This is a genomic window from Desertivirga arenae, assembly GCF_017355785.1.
In the GTDB taxonomy this organism is placed as follows: Bacteria; Bacteroidota; Bacteroidia; order Sphingobacteriales; family Sphingobacteriaceae; genus Desertivirga; species Desertivirga arenae.
In genome coordinates this window covers 25231-40573 of sequence record NZ_JAFEWE010000015.1, presented here as the reverse complement: position 1 = coordinate 40573, position 15343 = coordinate 25231, and the positions used below count along the sequence as shown (strand labels likewise).

The window sequence follows — 15343 nt, the reverse complement described above, 5'->3', positions numbered from 1 at the left end:
GTTTAAAGCCTGGTTTGCAAAGTAAATATTAATCGTGCATATTTCGATAATTATCCATCTTTTTTGCTTTCTAAGGTGTATAAACCATTAAGTATTCATCAACTCTTCAATTTCCTCTGCTTCGAGAGGAATGTCTGCCATTAAGTCAATATTGCCATTACCTGTTAATAAGATATCATTCTCCAGTCTGATTCCTAGTCCCTCTTCCCTAATATATATGCCGGGTTCACAGGTGAGAATGTTTCCTTCCTCAAACGGAGTATACCTGCCAGCAAAATCATGTACGTCTAGTCCAAGATGATGAGAGGTGCCATGCATAAAGTACTTCTTATATAAAGGCATCTTAACGTCCTGTTTCTCTACTTCGAACTTATTGAGTAGCCCAAGGCCGATTAATTCACTTTCCATTATTTTTCCTACCTCTGTATGGTATTCGTTCCAGATCGTTCCTGGCACAAGCATTTTTTTTGCTTCTTTGAATACTCGCAGAACTGCGTTGTAAACGTCTTTTTGTCTTTTAGAGAATTTGCCATTGACCGGAATAGAACGACTTAGGTCTGCATTATAATTAGCATACTCGGCAGCAAAGTCAAAAAGGATCACTTCACCATCTTTGCATATCTGATTGTTATCGTTGTAATGCAAGATGTTAGCATTAGCACCAGATGCAATTATGGGACTATAGGCATGGCCTGTGGCTCCTTGTCTGATAAATTCGTGAATTATCTCTGCCTCTATTTCATATTCTTTCACACCTGGCTTCACAAATTTAAGTACCCTTATAAAGGCATCACGAGTTATTTGACAGGCCTTTCTTGTTAAGTCGACTTCAAAAGAGGATTTTCTTGCTCTTAACGTTCTTAATAAAGGAGCTGATCGTTCGTAATGATGTAAAGGAAATTTAAATTGAAGGTCGTGGATAAAGCGTAGATCGCGATAGGGAACGGCATTTTCAGAACGATCATTCTCATTTGTATTTAAATATATGGCGTCAGCATAATGAATTATGCTATTAAAGACATTCCAAAAGTCCTCAATCCAAAGAATATGTTCTATTCCAGATGTTTCTTTAGCTTGCTGTTTGGTGTATTTGTATCCTTCCCATACAGCAATATGGTCATTTGTTTGTCTTAAAAACAGGACTTCCCGGTATAGAGGATTTGGACAATCTGGGTATAAAAGCAATATTGTTTGCTCCTGATCAATTCCTGACAAATAAAAAATATCACTATTCTGTTTAAATGGAAAATTTTGATCACCGCTCCGGGGGAATTCATCATTGGAATTAAAGATAGCTATTGAGTTGCTTTTCAGTAAATTAATATAATTGTAGCGATTGTTTTGAAAGAGCTTTTTATCTAAAGGAGGATATTTCATGCTATGACAAATTTATTAAACTGCAAACCATTCTATAAAGATCTTGTTTAAAGCCTAAGAAAATGGAACGGTATTTGGTTGATTTGGTGAAATCAAACTTATATTTATTTTTGTAAAAAATTACACAATTAAAAATTGTTTAACCTTAAAAAAAACGCAGCATGAATTATTCTACATTAAGGAAAGTTTTTGCGGTTTCTAGTTTAGCTCTAGCAGGTATCACTACTGCTTCAGCACAAGAAACTACGACTGCAACTACTTCAAGCTCCGCTACCACGGTGTTTGGTGGCGCTAGCCAGTACAGAACATGGTCTATTGGTATTAACGGAGGTGTTTTAGCTCCGATAGCACCTTTCGGAACCAATGATTATGCAGATTGGGAGATGAATTTTGGTTATGGTGCTTTCATCAAAAAGCAATTCGCTCCATCATTTGCAGCTAAATTAGATTTCCACCGTGGAAACTTACAGGGTAAATTTGATAATAACGACGGTAGGACTCCACAAGCAGGACAACCAAGTTCTTTTGACACTGAATTACACTACGCGATCTCTTTAAAGGGAGTAGCTAATGTAGGTACGGTTTCTTTCTTAAGCAGAACCAGAAACTTAGGTTTCTTCGTTCAGGCTGGTGCTGGATTAGCTAATTACAAACCAGATGATAACGTAAGCAGAAATGAGCTTTTCATTCCAGTAGGTGTGGGTGCTAATGTTAAGTTAAGCGAAGGTATTGCATTAAACTTAGGTTATGATGTTAACTTCCTGGATGCTGATAACTTAGACCGTACCTGGAAAAATGGAGCGTCTAACAAAGACAAATGGTCTTACGGTTATGCAGGTCTTGAATTTACTTTAGGAAGCAAATCAAAACCAAGCTTACAGTGGACAAACCCAATTGCTGTAATGTATGATGAATTAAAAGATCCTACTTTACGTCAAGAAGTTGAAGCTTTAAAGACTCGCGTAAGCACTTTAGAGAACACTGTTAACCAACTTTCTGCTGATGCTGATGGTGACGGAGTGTCTGATAAATTCGACAAAGAGCCAAATAGCGCTGCTGGTGCTGTTGTTGATGGTTCTGGTCGTACAATCAAATTCCCTTCAGCTGATTCCTTAGCAGCTTCTGGTGCTGGTAACATCATCCAGTTTGAATTTGACAGTTCAGTACTTAAAACTTCATCTTACCCAACTTTAGATAGAATTTCTTCTGAATTACGTGGAAACTCTGCTTCTAAAGTACAATTAGATGGTCACGCTTCTGCAGAAGGTACTGAAGCTTACAACTTGAACTTGTCTCGCGACAGAGCTAACTCTGTAAAAACTTACTTAGTGAACTCTGGTGTTGATGCAAACCGTATCTCTACTAAAGCTTACGGTGAAAGCCGTCCTATGACTTCTAATGCTACAGAAGAAGGACGTATCAAAAACCGTCGTGTTGAGATCAAACAAAAATAATACTGTATATAAGCGTATTATTAAACAGGGCATTGCCCGATAAAAGAGAAGGGCTCGCTAATGCGAGCCCTTCTCTTTTATATATAGTTTCTGTTGCAGCCAGTTAATTTATTCGCCTGTAATTTTTTTCTCTTCAACCCCTTGACTATTAAATTATTTGACCTATCTTTGCAGTCCCAATTTAAGGGGTATACTATATTGTTTAATTAATTTAATTTCAAGCAAGTGAATACGTTAAGTTACAAAACTGTCTCTGCCAACAAAAAGACCGTTAACAAAGAATGGGTAGTTGTTGACGCACAGGGCGAGATTTTGGGGCGCTTGTCTTCTAAGATCGCAATGATCATCAGAGGAAAACACAAGCCTACATTCACCCCAAACGTAGACTGCGGTGATAACGTTATCGTTATTAATGCAGACAAGGTTAAACTGACTGGTAACAAACTAGGCGACAAAGTTTATGTTCGTTACACAGGTTATCCAGGTGGTCAGCGTTTCGTTTCTCCAAAAGAGTTGCTAGCTAAGCATCCTCAAAGAATCATTGAGAAAGCTGTTCGTGGTATGTTACCTAAAAATCGTTTAGGTCGTGCTTTGTTCGGTAATCTTCATGTTTACGCAGGAAGCGAGCATCCTCATGCAGCACAAAATCCAAAAGCAATCAAACTTTAATTAAGGAGAAAAAGAAATGTCAACTACTAACACTTCAGGCAGAAGAAAAACTGCAGTTGCTCGTATCTACTTAACTGATGGAAGCGGCAACATTACCGTAAACGGTAAAGATTATAAAGAATACTTCCCAACCCTTCCTCTTCAGTACATCGTTAATCAATCTATCGAAGTTTCTGGTAACAACAGTAAATTTGATGTGAATGTTAATGTTGCTGGTGGTGGTGTTAAAGGACAAGCGGAAGCTGTTCGTTTAGCTATTGCAAAAGCGATCGTTGAATTAAACCCTGAATCGAAATCAGGATTAAGAGCTAAAGGGTTAATGACCCGTGATGACAGAATGGTTGAGCGTAAAAAACCAGGACGTAGAAAAGCTCGTCGTAGATTTCAATTTAGTAAACGTTAATTTAAGGAGGACCAAACAATGGCTAGAGCAACATATCAGGAATTATTGGATGCAGGTGTACACTTCGGTCACCTTACCCGTAAATGGGATCCGAAAATGTCTCAATACATTTTCATGGAGCGTAATGGCATCCACATTATAGATTTAAATAAAACTTTAACGAAATTGGAAGAAGCTGCTGCAGCTATCAAACAAATCGTTAAATCCGGACGCAAAGTATTATTCGTAGCTACCAAGAAACAAGCTAAGGATATCGTAGCGGCTCAGGCAAAATCAGTGAACATGCCTTTCGTAACTGAGCGTTGGTTAGGTGGTATGTTAACTAACTTTGCGACTGTTCGTAAGTCGATCAAAAAGATGTCTAACATCGACAAGATGACTAAAGACGGAACTTTTGACGTTCTTTCTAAGAAAGAAAAATTAATGATTCAGCGTGAGCGTATCAAATTAGAAACCCTTTTAGGTGGTATTGCTGATTTGAACCGTCTTCCTGCAGCATTATTTATCGTTGACGTTAAGAAAGAACACATTGCAGTTACTGAAGCATTAAAGTTAAACGTACCTACTTTTGCAATGGTAGATACTAACTCTGATCCTTCTAATATCGACTTCCCAATCCCAGCGAATGATGATGCTACAAAATCAATTCAATTGATCACAGACATTATCATAAGAGCTATTCAGGAAGGTCTAGACGAGCGTAAACGCGAGAAAGAAGACGAAGCTGAAAAGGAAGCAGCATCAGCAAAAGCTAAAATTGACAACGGAGGTGAAGCACGTCCTGAGCCAAAAGTAGCAGCTGAAGCGGGCGAAGGTTCTGCAGAGTAAGCAAAGTTCTCAGCCCCTTAAAGGGCAGAATGGCAATGTTTACTATTCCTTAATAAGGAGATTATTTTAAATAACATAATTTATCAAGCCTTCGCCTTAAGGCGGAGGCTTTGAAATTTAAACAAAAAAAGAAATGTCTACAGTACAAATTTCTGCATCAGACGTAAATAAACTGCGCCAGCAAACAGGTGCAGGTATGATGGATTGCAAAAAAGCTTTGATCGAAGCTAATGGTGATTTTGAAGCTGCTATTGACTACCTACGTAAAAAAGGTGCTAAAGTAGCTGCAAGCCGTCAGGACCGCGAGTCTAACGAAGGTGTTGTTATCGCTAAAACTACAGCAGATGGCAAACGTGGTATTGTTGTTGAAGTTAACTGCGAAACTGACTTCGTAGCTAAGAATGCTGATTTTATCGCTTTTGCTAACAGTATTGCTGATTTGGCAATTGAGCAAAATCCAGCATCTGTAGATGATCTTACAGCGCTTGATTTAAATGGATCTAAACTTTCTGATCTTATCTTAGATCAAACTGGTAAAATCGGTGAGAAAATTGGTGTTTCTAAATTCGAGACTGTTTCTGGTGAGAAGGTTATTGCTTACATCCACGGTAACTATCGTTTAGGTGTATTAGTAGCTTTGAGCGCTGATGCTGCTGGTGCCGAGGAAGCTGGTAAAGACGTTGCAATGCAAATTGCTGCTATGAACCCGGTTGCTATTGACAAAGGTGATGTTGATGCACGTACTATCGAGCGTGAGCTTGAGATCGCTAAAGAGCAGATCCGTGCTGAAGGTAAACCAGAAGAAATGGTTGAGAAGATTGCTGCTGGTAAACTTAACAAGTTCTACAAGGAGTCTACCTTATTGAACCAGGAGTTCGTTAAAGATTCTTCTAAATCAATTGCTCAATTCCTTGATGGAGTTTCTAAAGGCTTAACTGTAACTGCTTTCAAACGCGTTCAATTAGGTGCTTAAATTTTAATTCTTTCTTGGCTGTTAGGCTTGAATTAAATAAAAATATGAGATCCCTGCTGATTAACAGCAGGGATTTTTTGTTTTTGGGTTATTCTTGATCCGAGTGCTAAACCGACATACGCTTTCTAAGTGCTTCCAGGCTTTTTTACGCCATTTAAAAGTTCCAATTCTGCAATCCACCGTTCTCAATCCGAACTTTTTGCTATTTTTGGCAAATTTCTCTATTAATGAAGTACAAGCGAATCCTTTTAAAACTTAGCGGTGAATCTTTAATGGGCGACAAGCAATACGGTATAGATAGTGACCGTGTTTTGCAATATGCCAAAGACATCAAGGCTGTTCACGATCAAGGTATAGAAATAGCAATCGTGATTGGCGGGGGAAACATTTTCCGTGGTTTAAGCGCAGAAAAATCAGGTATGGACAGAGTTCAGGCTGATTACATGGGTATGCTTGCTACCGTCATCAATTCAATGGCTTTACAAGATGCACTAGAGAAATTAAGTGTGAAAACGCGCTTGATGACAGCAATAAAAATGGAGCAAATCTGTGAACCATTTATCCGCAGAAGAGCAGTTCGTCATCTTGAAAAGGCGCGTATTGTAATTTTTGGAGCTGGAACTGGTAACCCATACTTCACAACTGATACTTGCGCTTCCTTAAGGGCCATTGAAGTTCAGGCTGATGTGGTATTAAAAGGAACCCGGGTAGACGGAATTTATACCGCAGACCCTGAAAAAGATCCTTCGGCTACTCGTTATGATGAAATTACTTTTCAGGAAGTTTATGACAAAAACCTTAGCGTAATGGATATGACTGCCTTTACTCTTTGTCAGGAAAATAAACTGCCGATCATTGTATTTGATATGAATAAGCCAGGCAATTTTATGCGGATTGCAAATGGCGAACATATTGGAACCTTGGTTAAAGGTTAGTAAAGCAGCCAGCTTTTTTTTGTTGTGCGGATCAAATACTATTTGATATACCAGCAACTTGATAAGATTTTTTAGTTTTGCCAAAATTAGAATAACAATATGAACGACCTTATAAAAAAGCAACTTAATGATGCTAAAGGCTTAATGGATAAAGCTGTTGCTCATACTGAAGCCGAACTGGTGAAAATTCGGGCAGGGAAAGCGAATCCTGCTATGCTTGATTCAGTTATGGTAGAGTATTACGGATCTCCAACGCCTATAAGCGGAGTAGCAAGTGTAAACACTCCTGACCCTCGCACCATTGTAGTTCAACCTTGGGAAAAATCTATTTTGGGTGCTATTGAGAAGGCCATCATTGATTCAAATGTTGGTTTAAACCCTCAGAATGATGGTTCGGTTATTCGTTTAAATGTCCCTCCATTAACGGAAGAACGTCGTAAAGACCTTGTAAAGAAAGTTAAAGAAGAGGCTGAAAGAGGTAAGATCGCTATTAGAAATATTCGCAAGGATACTAATGCGAAGATACAGAAGCTGAAGGCAGAGGGCGTTTCTGAAGACGAAATTAAGGTAGGCGAAGCTGAAGTTCAGAAATTAACCGATAGCTACATCGTGAAAGTTGACAAACACGCTGAAGTGAAGGAAAAAGATATCATGACAGTTTAGGATTTAATCTCAAAGTCAAATTGAAGGGAATGAATATTTAAACTCATTCCCTTTTTTATTTTTGTTATAGGCGGTGCTACTGGGTTATAAAAATTGCTTATAGTCCGATTTATCAAAGCTGCTTTCTAATCTTAATTCATGAAACTACTCATCAACTATTTAAGCAAGCACAGGGGCGTCGTTGTTCTGGCCTTGTTCCTTGCTGCAATAAATCAAGGTTTTTCTCTCCTTGATCCTTATATAACGGGTCGTGTGGTCGACGGCTTTATTGAGAAGAAGGATCATTTGGAACGCTCAGTTTATATTGCCGGGGTTTTAAAATGGGTAGGATTAGGTATTGGAGCTGCCATGGTCTCGAGAATAGCAAAAAACTTTCAGGATTATTTTACCAATATCATTATCCAAAAGGTGGGTGCGAAGATGTATGCTGACGGATTGGAACATTCTCTACAGCTTCCCTATCAGGTGTTCGAGGATCAGCGTAGCGGAGAAACATTAGGGATCCTTCAAAAGGTTAGGCAAGATTCGGAGAAATTCATAACCTCATTCATTAGTGTTCTTTTTGTTAGTATTATAGGAATGGTATTCGTAATAGTCTATTCCTTGTCGGTAAGCTATAAAGTAACATTAGTGTACCTGGCATCAATTCCGGTAATAGCTATAGTAAGCTTACTTTTAAGCCGAAAGATTAAAACTATACAAAAGAAGATCGTTGGAGAGACAACAGCGCTGGCTGGTTCCACAACCGAATCGTTACGTAATATTGAGTTGGTGAAAAGTCTGGGTTTGGCCGACCAGGAGATAAAGCGTTTGAATAATACTACGTACAAAATATTGGGACTGGAGTTGAAGAAGGTAAAGTATGTGAGAAGTATGAGCTTTGTTCAGGGAACCACCGTAAATTTGGTAAGAAGTACAATGGTAGTTGTCCTTTTGATCCTGATCTTTGATAAGGCTATTTCTCCTGGCGAGTATTTCTCGTTCCTGTTCTACTCTTTCTTCCTTTTCGGGCCGCTGCAGGAACTTGGCAATGTGATCTTAACATGGAGAGAAGCCCAGGTTTCGCTTAATAACTTTAAAACCATCCTTGATACGCCGCTTGATATTAAGCCTGCAAAGCCGGAGCATTTAAGTTATGTAAATGATTTCAGGTTTTCGGACGTTAGTTTTAAGCATCGCACGGCGAAGAGAAATGCTTTAACCAACATTTCTTTCGATGCAACAAAGGGAGAAACAATCGCTTTCGTAGGACCATCGGGCTCTGGTAAGACAACGCTGGTTAAATTACTGGTGGGCCTTTATCAACCCCAGGAAGGACAGATCTTTTATAATAACATAGCTTCTTCCGAGATCGATCTGGACGAACTTCGAGAGAAGATAGGCTTTGTGACTCAGGACACTCAATTATTCTCAGGAACAATTCGCGAGAATCTATTATTTGTACGTCCCGGCGCTATTGACGAGGAGTGTATGCAGGTGCTTCAAAAGGCTGCTTGCCATAATCTGCTAGCCAGAGCTGATAAAGGTTTAGACACGGTGATTGGAGAAGGTGGTGTTAAAGTATCCGGGGGAGAAAAACAGCGACTTTCAATAGCAAGGGCTTTACTTCGGAAACCTAATATTCTGGTGTTTGACGAAGCTACTTCGGCTCTGGACTCTCTCACAGAAGAAGAAATTACAAAGACTATCCGTGATGTTTCCAATATGAATAATCATATAACTATCCTGATTGCCCATCGTCTTTCAACGATCATGCACGCAGACAAGATCTTTGTATTGGAAAAAGGTGAAATTATTGAATCAGGACGTCACGCAGAATTGATAGAGGAGAAAGGACTGTATTATGCGATGTGGAGACAACAGATCGGGGAAAAACTTTCTTTACAGGATTAATTTCAATGAGCAATTTACTTCTTTTTAAAATTGGATTTCCTGAGCTAATCCTTATTGCCTTCTTCGGTCTGATCCCGTTTGGATTGATGCTTTTTAGCATTATAGATGCTGTAAAAGGCAAATTTGAGAATAGCACGATCAGGACGATCTGGATTTTTATCATTCTTTTTCTGCCCGTGTTAGGATCTTTGCTTTATCTCCTCATAGGTAGGAATAAGAAGATTAATTAATAGATTGTGGGATTGCCTGGTCTGGCATGGCTGTACGATACATACCTTAAATATTGAATCATTTTTAAGTTTTCAGAATGGCTAAAACTAAGTCGGCATATTTCTGTCAGAGCTGCGGCTACGAATCTCCAAAATGGCTGGGAAAATGTCCTGCCTGTTCTCAATGGAATACTTTTGTGGAAGAAGTTATTCAAAAAGCAAATGCCAGTGTACCGGATTGGAAAGTAAATGCCTCTTTAGGAAATAGTTCCCGTGTTACAAAGCCCTCCCGTATAGCTGAAATAATCTACCAGGAAGAATCCCGTTTTGTAACTCCTGATGCAGAACTGAACCGGGTTTTGGGAGGAGGAATTGTTCCAGGTTCGCTTGTTCTTATTGGAGGCGAGCCTGGGATTGGCAAATCTACACTGATGCTCCAAGTGGCTTTGAGCTTGCCTGACATGAAAGTCCTATACGTATCTGGGGAAGAAAGCGAGCATCAAATAAAAATGCGGGCAGAACGTCTTTCACCTCTTTTGCCTGGGCAAGAGGCCTTTATTTTAACAGAAACCTCTACTCAGAATATTTTTAAGCAGATTGAGCAGCTTGAGCCAGACATAGTAGTCATAGATTCCATTCAAACCCTTCATTCTGCTCATATTGAGTCTACACCAGGAAGTGTATCTCAAGTACGTGAGTGTACCGCTGAATTACTGCGTTTTGCGAAAGAAACTTCCACTCCTGTATTTCTTATTGGACATATTACGAAGGATGGAACGATAGCGGGGCCGAAAATACTGGAACATATGGTAGATACGGTGCTTCAATTTGAAGGCGACCGGCACCATGTCTACAGAATATTAAGAGCAGTAAAGAATCGCTTTGGTTCATCTTCAGAGCTCGGGATTTATGAAATGCAGGGAACGGGACTAAGAGAAGTGTCTAATCCTTCAGAGATATTATTATCGCAAAGGGATGAAGAGCTAAGCGGAATCACCATCTCTGCAATGCTTGAAGGAGCGCGGCCTATGCTCATTGAAACACAAGCATTGGTAAGTCCCTCTGCGTATGGAACTCCACAGCGTTCCGCTACAGGATTTGATACCAAGCGCATGAACATGCTATTGGCCGTTCTTGAAAAGCGATGTGGTTTTCGCCTAAGTGCCAAAGATGTTTTCCTTAACATTGCCGGGGGATTAAGGGTGGAAGATCCTGCAGTCGACCTGGGTATCGTTGCTGCTATTATATCATCGCATGAAGATATCTCTATTTCTTCTAAAGTTTGTTTCGCCGCTGAAGTGGGTTTATCAGGAGAAATCAGAGCAGTGAACCGGATAGAGCAGAGGATAGCCGAAGCTCAAAAATTAGGATTTGAAGAGATCTACATATCCAAGTATAATCAGAAAGGATTGGACCTTAGCAGATATGCAATTGGAATCAAAAGCGTATCTAAAATTGAAGAAGTGTTTGGCTCCTTGTTTGGCTAGTTTCATTGTTGAACAGCTAATAGCTCAATAATTCTTTTAGTGCCTTCAAATGTTATCCTTACTTTTGGAGGATGTTTACAGTTCGCTTAAAGAAGGGAAAAGATAAGGCTGTCCGCCAGTTACATCCATGGGTATTTTCGGGAGCAATTGATTTTGTAAAGGGAAAGCCAGAGAACGGTGATCTTGTTACTGTAACAGATATGTCTGGTGATTTTCTCGCTTATGGCTTTTACAATAAAGAAAGTCGGGTAGCAGTAAGGCTTCTGGAGTGGAATCAGGAAGTTGAGGTGAATGAGGACTGGTGGAGAGTGCGCATTCAAAAAGCTGTGGCATCCCGAAGATCAATTCTGAATTCAGATGATACCAATGCTTGTCGCCTGATCTTTAGCGAAGCCGATTACCTTCCCGGTCTCATTGTAGATAAATATTCAGATTATCTTTCTGTTCAGATCCTCACCTCTGGTATTGAAAAAGTAAAGTCGACGATCATTTCGGAATTGGCCACTCTATTACAACCAAAAGGGATTTTTGACCGAAGTGATGCCGGAGCAAGGGCCCATGAAGGGATGGAGGCATCTCATGGAGTGTTGTACGGAGAAGCACCACCTGAATTTGTGGAGGTGATAGAAAACGGAATTAGGTATCACATTAATATAGCAGAGGGACAAAAGTCTGGTTTCTTTTGCGATCAGCGTGATAATCGAAAGATAGTAGCTGAACATGCAGCAGGAAAACGGGTTCTCGATTGTTTTTCCTATTCCGGCGGTTTTACGCTGAATGCCTTGAAACTGGGTGCAGCAGAAGTTATGAGTGTAGATAGTTCGGCACTGGCAATAGAAACGCTGAAGCAGAATATCGAGCTGAATCAGTTTGAAAATGCAAAGCATACTGCAGTACAGTCTGATGTTAATAAACAATTGCGGTTACTTAAAGAGAACGGTGAAAAGTTTGATATCATCGTACTTGATCCCCCGAAATATGCTCCTTCACGTTCTACTCTGGATAAAGCTTCCAGGGCGTATAAAGATTTGAATCGTATAGGAATGCTACTTTTAAATAGCGGTGGCTTACTTGCTACATTCTCCTGCTCCGGAGCTGTAGATATAGCCCATTTCAAGCAAATACTTGCCTGGGCTGCTTTAGATGCAGGAAAAGAGATTCAATTTATCTATCAGTTCTGTCAGCCAGAAGACCATCCGGTAAGAGCATCCTTTCCAGAGGGAGAGTATCTGAAAGGCCTTCTTTGCCGGGTTATTTAACGATATAAAAGAAATATAGCAGGTTTCTTATGGAAATCTGCTTTTTGCTTTTTCCAAAGTTCGATGGACTGGGAAATAATCTGTTCATCTTCGCCGGTAAGGTTTACGGCGACACATAATCTTGTTTTAGCTGTGCATGTTTTCTGAAGCTCCTCAAGCATTTGATTGTTCCTGAATGGAGTTTCAATAAATATTTGTGTCTGATCCAGTCGCTGCGCATTCAGTTCCAACTCCTTGATCTTCTTTGTACGCTGGGCTTTGTCTATCGGTAGGTAACCATGAAACGTAAAACTTTGTCCGCTAAACCCGGATCCCATCAAAGCCAGCAAAATTGAGCTGGGTCCAACCATCGGTGCAACTTTTATTCCCCTCCGATGAGCCTCCGCTACGATGTCCGATCCTGGATCTGCGACAGCCGGGCAACCAGCTTCGCTCATTAGTCCCACGTCAATTCCCGCCTCCAACTCCTTGAAATAGGAGCTCATGTCGTTTTTTTCAGAATGCTTACCGTATACATGAATCGACAGTTCACTTTGGGGAATCTTCAGATTCATGTTTTTCAACCAGTACCGCGCTGTCTTTTCGTTCTCTACAATATAGGTACGAATGTTGTTTATCAATTCTTGCTGATAAGAAGTAAGTACTTTACTCGCTGAATTCTCAGCAAGAGGCACTGGAATAAGAAAGAGTGTCCCTTTTGGCATTATTGCAAATTTGAGGTTTTTTATTTATTATTAAATGGAATTACACAGATTGATTGAGATTACACAGATTTATGTTGATTACACCGGGTAAGTAGGATTACACAGAATATAGTTGATTACACCGAATAAATAGGATTACGCAGATTTATAGAGATAGCATATATGCTTAACTTTTATTAGTGTATTTAAATTAATCGCATAGTCACAGCTAATCGGTGAAATCATCACTATCAGTGTAATCACAGCTAATCAGTGTAATCAAAACTAATCATTGTAATCATATTTAATCGGTGAAATCCCAACAAATAATCTTACTTAATATGAAGTCATTAAGCGTTAATTGGTTTATTGAGGGTTCTTTGGATTTCGAGTTTAAAAAATATCAGTTGCTGGGCTATTTACAGCAGATCAATCAGCATTTTAACAAAACTAAGCTCTACCCCGATTTGAACGACTTGATCTTTCATTACAATAACCTGCTGAAGTTTAAGGAGAATAAGACGGCCTTACAAAAGGCATTTCCGGAAAGGTTGACCAACGCAGATATCGAAGCGGTTAAACTTACTTATGAGAAGATGGTAAAGGACGATTCTCTTATGCTGGAGATAGAGCATATTATCAGCTATTCCTTACGGAAAATGGATCCGGCTTTGAAGGAGGGACGTGAGATATACGAGTTTGTTGAAAGTCGCCTAAGGATAGAACCTATTGGTGTAATTCCTCTTTATCCTTATCATGGATATTTATTGCTTCGCAACGGAGATGAAAGAAGCACCAATGTGTACGAGTACCAGGTCACTATTTTTGAAAATCACGATGAAAAATACCGGGGAATAAATACCACTTTCGTTGCAAGTTTCGAACGTAATTTTATTAATACTCCTGAAGCCATCAGAAAAGAGCTTATCCATGTGAGGAGGGAAGTTCCTAATCCAGCTGTTTACCACGTTGAAACAGATATTAAGTTCCCTCTGGAACAGACACTTTTGCCACTGGCTAAGAGGAGCCTTGTTAAGCATATTTCTACGGCGGCGTAGTTGAGAAAAGTTTCAAGATTAACAGGATAAGAGACTAAGATCCTTTTATGAAGTGACTACTGTCAATTTTCTTGTAACTATAGCAATTTAACTTTGTTCAGCCTAGGATAGGCAGAATCAACATGGCTGAACATCATACCGACAAAGAAGTTAAAGAATTAGGAGCAATCCTGCTAAATGTGGGGGCATTGCTGATGGTTTCTGGAGCAAGTACTGCGAGGATCCGTAATACGATCACCCGGATAGCCACTTCCTTTGGCTATAACGCTGATATGCTGATCTCCCAACGAACTTTAATGCTGAGTCTTTACGACGAAGACAATAATTATTTCTTTAATAGTTTAAAGAGGACTTCGCCACATGGCGTAAACTTTACGGTTCTTTCGGGCATTAGTAAAATGAGCTGGCAGGTATTGGAGGAGAAATGGACGGTTAAACAGATCAATGAAGAAGTCGAGCGCCTTGTTGCATTGCCTCATTATTCACGATGGATTGTTCTGGTGCTTGTAGGCTTGGCAGGGGCCTCTTTTTGCCGCGTAGCCGGTGGTACGACGATAGATATGCTGGTGGTGTTCATTGCAACCTTCTCAGGACTTTTTATCAGACAGGAAACACTGAAAAAGGGATTCAACCCTTATATGTGCATTTACTTCGCCTCATTCACCGCTTCATTTATTGCCGGGCCTCTGGTTCGTCTGGGAACGGGACATATGCAGGAGCATGCTTTCGCAACTTCGGTCCTTTTCCTAATACCCGGGGTGCCACTTATAAATTCGTTTTCAGACATGATTGAAGGTAATTCGCAGAATGGGCTTATCAGAGGCCTTAACGGCTTTATTATCTCTTTTGCTATTGCCCTTGGAATGCTTACTTCAATGCTGCTTTAGCAAAGGGGAAGACTGTTTGTGATTAGAATATTCAAATAATATAAATATTAGCTATGGATTGGCTGCCATTATTAGAAAAAGGAATTTGGTTCGGACTTGCTGCAATAGGATTCGGCGTACTGTTTAATGTGCCTAAGAGAACGCTTCTTCCGATCTATGTGATGGCTGCTATTGGTGGCCTCTCCAAAGTCTTCTTAATGCACTTTGAGATAAATGTGATCCTTGCAACTTTTGTCGGAGCTACTGCTATTGGATTTCTAAGTATTTGGTTTGCTCATGTAAGACATGCACCGCCCCCTGTATTTGCTATTCCTGCTGTTATCCCTATGGTTCCTGGAATATTTGCGTACCGGATGATGTTAGGACTGATGCACCTTTCAGGAAAGATTGATCCTACTACTTTCGATCATATTCTTTCTGAGACCGTAAATAATGGATTAAAAGTAATGTTTATCCTGATGGCACTTGCTGGCGGAGTAGGTGTACCCTTATTGATCACAAGAAAGGAATCTGCAAAAGATATAAAGATAAAAAGGATAGGTTTTCCAAGAGGATAGCAGCAAAA

General features: G+C 39.9%; 16 protein-coding genes. 14 read left to right on the top strand and 2 right to left on the bottom strand.

Translation table 11 applies throughout. From position 1 onward, the window contains the following. Positions 1–87: 87 nt before the first annotated feature. On the bottom strand, positions 88–1377 hold the full coding sequence (locus tag J4N24_RS21325; RefSeq protein WP_207535781.1) for an aminopeptidase P family protein: 1290 nt from the start codon (positions 1375–1377) through the stop codon (positions 88–90). Between the two features lie 161 nt (positions 1378–1538). Between J4N24_RS21325 and J4N24_RS21320 the strand changes: the two genes are divergently transcribed. The 11 genes from J4N24_RS21320 (at position 1539) to J4N24_RS21270 (ending at position 12150) form a co-directional block, all read left to right on the top strand. After that, positions 1539–2831 (top strand): OmpA family protein, encoded by a 1293-nt coding sequence (locus J4N24_RS21320; RefSeq protein ID WP_207535780.1) that lies wholly within the window; start codon positions 1539–1541, stop codon positions 2829–2831. A gap of 225 nt (positions 2832–3056) precedes the next feature. Then, positions 3057–3500 carry a 50S ribosomal protein L13 gene (gene rplM, locus J4N24_RS21315; RefSeq protein ID WP_207424475.1) on the top strand — a complete coding sequence of 148 codons (444 nt, stop codon included), beginning with the start codon at positions 3057–3059 and terminating at the stop codon, positions 3498–3500. Between the two features lie 16 nt (positions 3501–3516). Next, positions 3517–3903 carry a 30S ribosomal protein S9 gene (gene rpsI, locus J4N24_RS21310; RefSeq protein WP_207424474.1) on the top strand — a complete coding sequence of 129 codons (387 nt, stop codon included), beginning with the start codon at positions 3517–3519 and terminating at the stop codon, positions 3901–3903. 18 nt (positions 3904–3921) lie between these two features. Continuing rightward, the gene (rpsB, locus tag J4N24_RS21305; RefSeq protein ID WP_207535779.1) at positions 3922–4731 is read left to right on the top strand and encodes a 30S ribosomal protein S2; all 810 of its coding nucleotides are present in this window, start codon (positions 3922–3924) and stop codon (positions 4729–4731) included. Positions 4732–4864: 133 nt separating this feature from the next. Next, positions 4865–5704, top strand: a complete 840-nt coding sequence (gene tsf / locus J4N24_RS21300; protein WP_207535778.1) for a translation elongation factor Ts — start codon at positions 4865–4867, stop codon at positions 5702–5704. A 227-nt stretch (positions 5705–5931) separates the two neighbouring features. Continuing rightward, positions 5932–6639, top strand: a complete 708-nt coding sequence (gene pyrH / locus J4N24_RS21295) for a UMP kinase (RefSeq protein WP_207535777.1) — start codon at positions 5932–5934, stop codon at positions 6637–6639. Between the two features lie 99 nt (positions 6640–6738). After that, positions 6739–7302, top strand: a complete 564-nt coding sequence (gene frr / locus J4N24_RS21290; RefSeq protein ID WP_207535776.1) for a ribosome recycling factor — start codon at positions 6739–6741, stop codon at positions 7300–7302. A gap of 138 nt (positions 7303–7440) precedes the next feature. Further along, positions 7441–9195, top strand: coding sequence for an ABC transporter ATP-binding protein (locus J4N24_RS21285; protein WP_207535775.1), 1755 nt, complete (start codon positions 7441–7443; stop codon positions 9193–9195). Positions 9196–9200: 5 nt separating this feature from the next. Then, complete coding sequence (locus tag J4N24_RS21280; protein WP_207535774.1) at positions 9201–9425, top strand: PLDc N-terminal domain-containing protein; 225 nt, start codon at positions 9201–9203, stop codon at positions 9423–9425. A 77-nt stretch (positions 9426–9502) separates the two neighbouring features. Next, positions 9503–10891, top strand: a complete 1389-nt coding sequence (radA, locus tag J4N24_RS21275; RefSeq protein ID WP_207535773.1) for a DNA repair protein RadA — start codon at positions 9503–9505, stop codon at positions 10889–10891. A gap of 71 nt (positions 10892–10962) precedes the next feature. Then, positions 10963–12150, top strand: a complete 1188-nt coding sequence (locus J4N24_RS21270) for a class I SAM-dependent rRNA methyltransferase (RefSeq protein WP_207535772.1) — start codon at positions 10963–10965, stop codon at positions 12148–12150. Here the strand turns inward: J4N24_RS21270 and J4N24_RS21265 are convergent. Next, a complete protein-coding gene (locus J4N24_RS21265) occupies positions 12147–12854 on the bottom strand; it encodes an SAM-dependent methyltransferase (protein ID WP_207535771.1) in 708 nt (235 codons plus the stop codon). The two genes, J4N24_RS21270 and J4N24_RS21265, sit on opposite strands and share 4 nt — an antisense overlap. 320 nt (positions 12855–13174) lie before the next feature. On the opposite strand from J4N24_RS21265, the gene J4N24_RS21260 reads away from it, so the two are divergent. From J4N24_RS21260 to J4N24_RS21250, 3 genes are all read left to right on the top strand, one after another. Continuing rightward, the gene (locus J4N24_RS21260) at positions 13175–13891 is read left to right on the top strand and encodes a hypothetical protein (protein ID WP_207535770.1); all 717 of its coding nucleotides are present in this window, start codon (positions 13175–13177) and stop codon (positions 13889–13891) included. Between the two features lie 122 nt (positions 13892–14013). Beyond that, entirely contained in the window at positions 14014–14778 is a 765-nt protein-coding gene (locus J4N24_RS21255) for a threonine/serine exporter family protein (RefSeq protein ID WP_207535769.1), read from the top strand. 53 nt (positions 14779–14831) lie between these two features. Continuing rightward, complete coding sequence (locus tag J4N24_RS21250) at positions 14832–15335, top strand: threonine/serine exporter family protein (protein WP_207535768.1); 504 nt, start codon at positions 14832–14834, stop codon at positions 15333–15335. Positions 15336–15343 lie beyond the last annotated feature (8 nt).

Coding starts and splice junctions, on each gene's coding strand:
- J4N24_RS21325 (WP_207535781.1), bottom strand. CDS start 1,377: ATGAAATATCCTCCTTTAGATAAAAAGCTCTTTCAAAACAATCGCTAC.
- J4N24_RS21320 (WP_207535780.1), top strand. CDS start 1,539: ATGAATTATTCTACATTAAGGAAAGTTTTTGCGGTTTCTAGTTTAGCT.
- rpsI (WP_207424474.1), top strand. CDS start 3,517: ATGTCAACTACTAACACTTCAGGCAGAAGAAAAACTGCAGTTGCTCGT.
- rpsB (WP_207535779.1), top strand. CDS start 3,922: ATGGCTAGAGCAACATATCAGGAATTATTGGATGCAGGTGTACACTTC.
- tsf (WP_207535778.1), top strand. CDS start 4,865: ATGTCTACAGTACAAATTTCTGCATCAGACGTAAATAAACTGCGCCAG.
- pyrH (WP_207535777.1), top strand. CDS start 5,932: ATGAAGTACAAGCGAATCCTTTTAAAACTTAGCGGTGAATCTTTAATG.
- frr (WP_207535776.1), top strand. CDS start 6,739: ATGAACGACCTTATAAAAAAGCAACTTAATGATGCTAAAGGCTTAATG.
- J4N24_RS21285 (WP_207535775.1), top strand. CDS start 7,441: ATGAAACTACTCATCAACTATTTAAGCAAGCACAGGGGCGTCGTTGTT.
- J4N24_RS21280 (WP_207535774.1), top strand. CDS start 9,201: ATGAGCAATTTACTTCTTTTTAAAATTGGATTTCCTGAGCTAATCCTT.
- radA (WP_207535773.1), top strand. CDS start 9,503: ATGGCTAAAACTAAGTCGGCATATTTCTGTCAGAGCTGCGGCTACGAA.
- J4N24_RS21270 (WP_207535772.1), top strand. CDS start 10,963: ATGTTTACAGTTCGCTTAAAGAAGGGAAAAGATAAGGCTGTCCGCCAG.
- J4N24_RS21265 (WP_207535771.1), bottom strand. CDS start 12,854: ATGCCAAAAGGGACACTCTTTCTTATTCCAGTGCCTCTTGCTGAGAAT.
- J4N24_RS21260 (WP_207535770.1), top strand. CDS start 13,175: ATGAAGTCATTAAGCGTTAATTGGTTTATTGAGGGTTCTTTGGATTTC.
- J4N24_RS21255 (WP_207535769.1), top strand. CDS start 14,014: ATGGCTGAACATCATACCGACAAAGAAGTTAAAGAATTAGGAGCAATC.
- J4N24_RS21250 (WP_207535768.1), top strand. CDS start 14,832: ATGGATTGGCTGCCATTATTAGAAAAAGGAATTTGGTTCGGACTTGCT.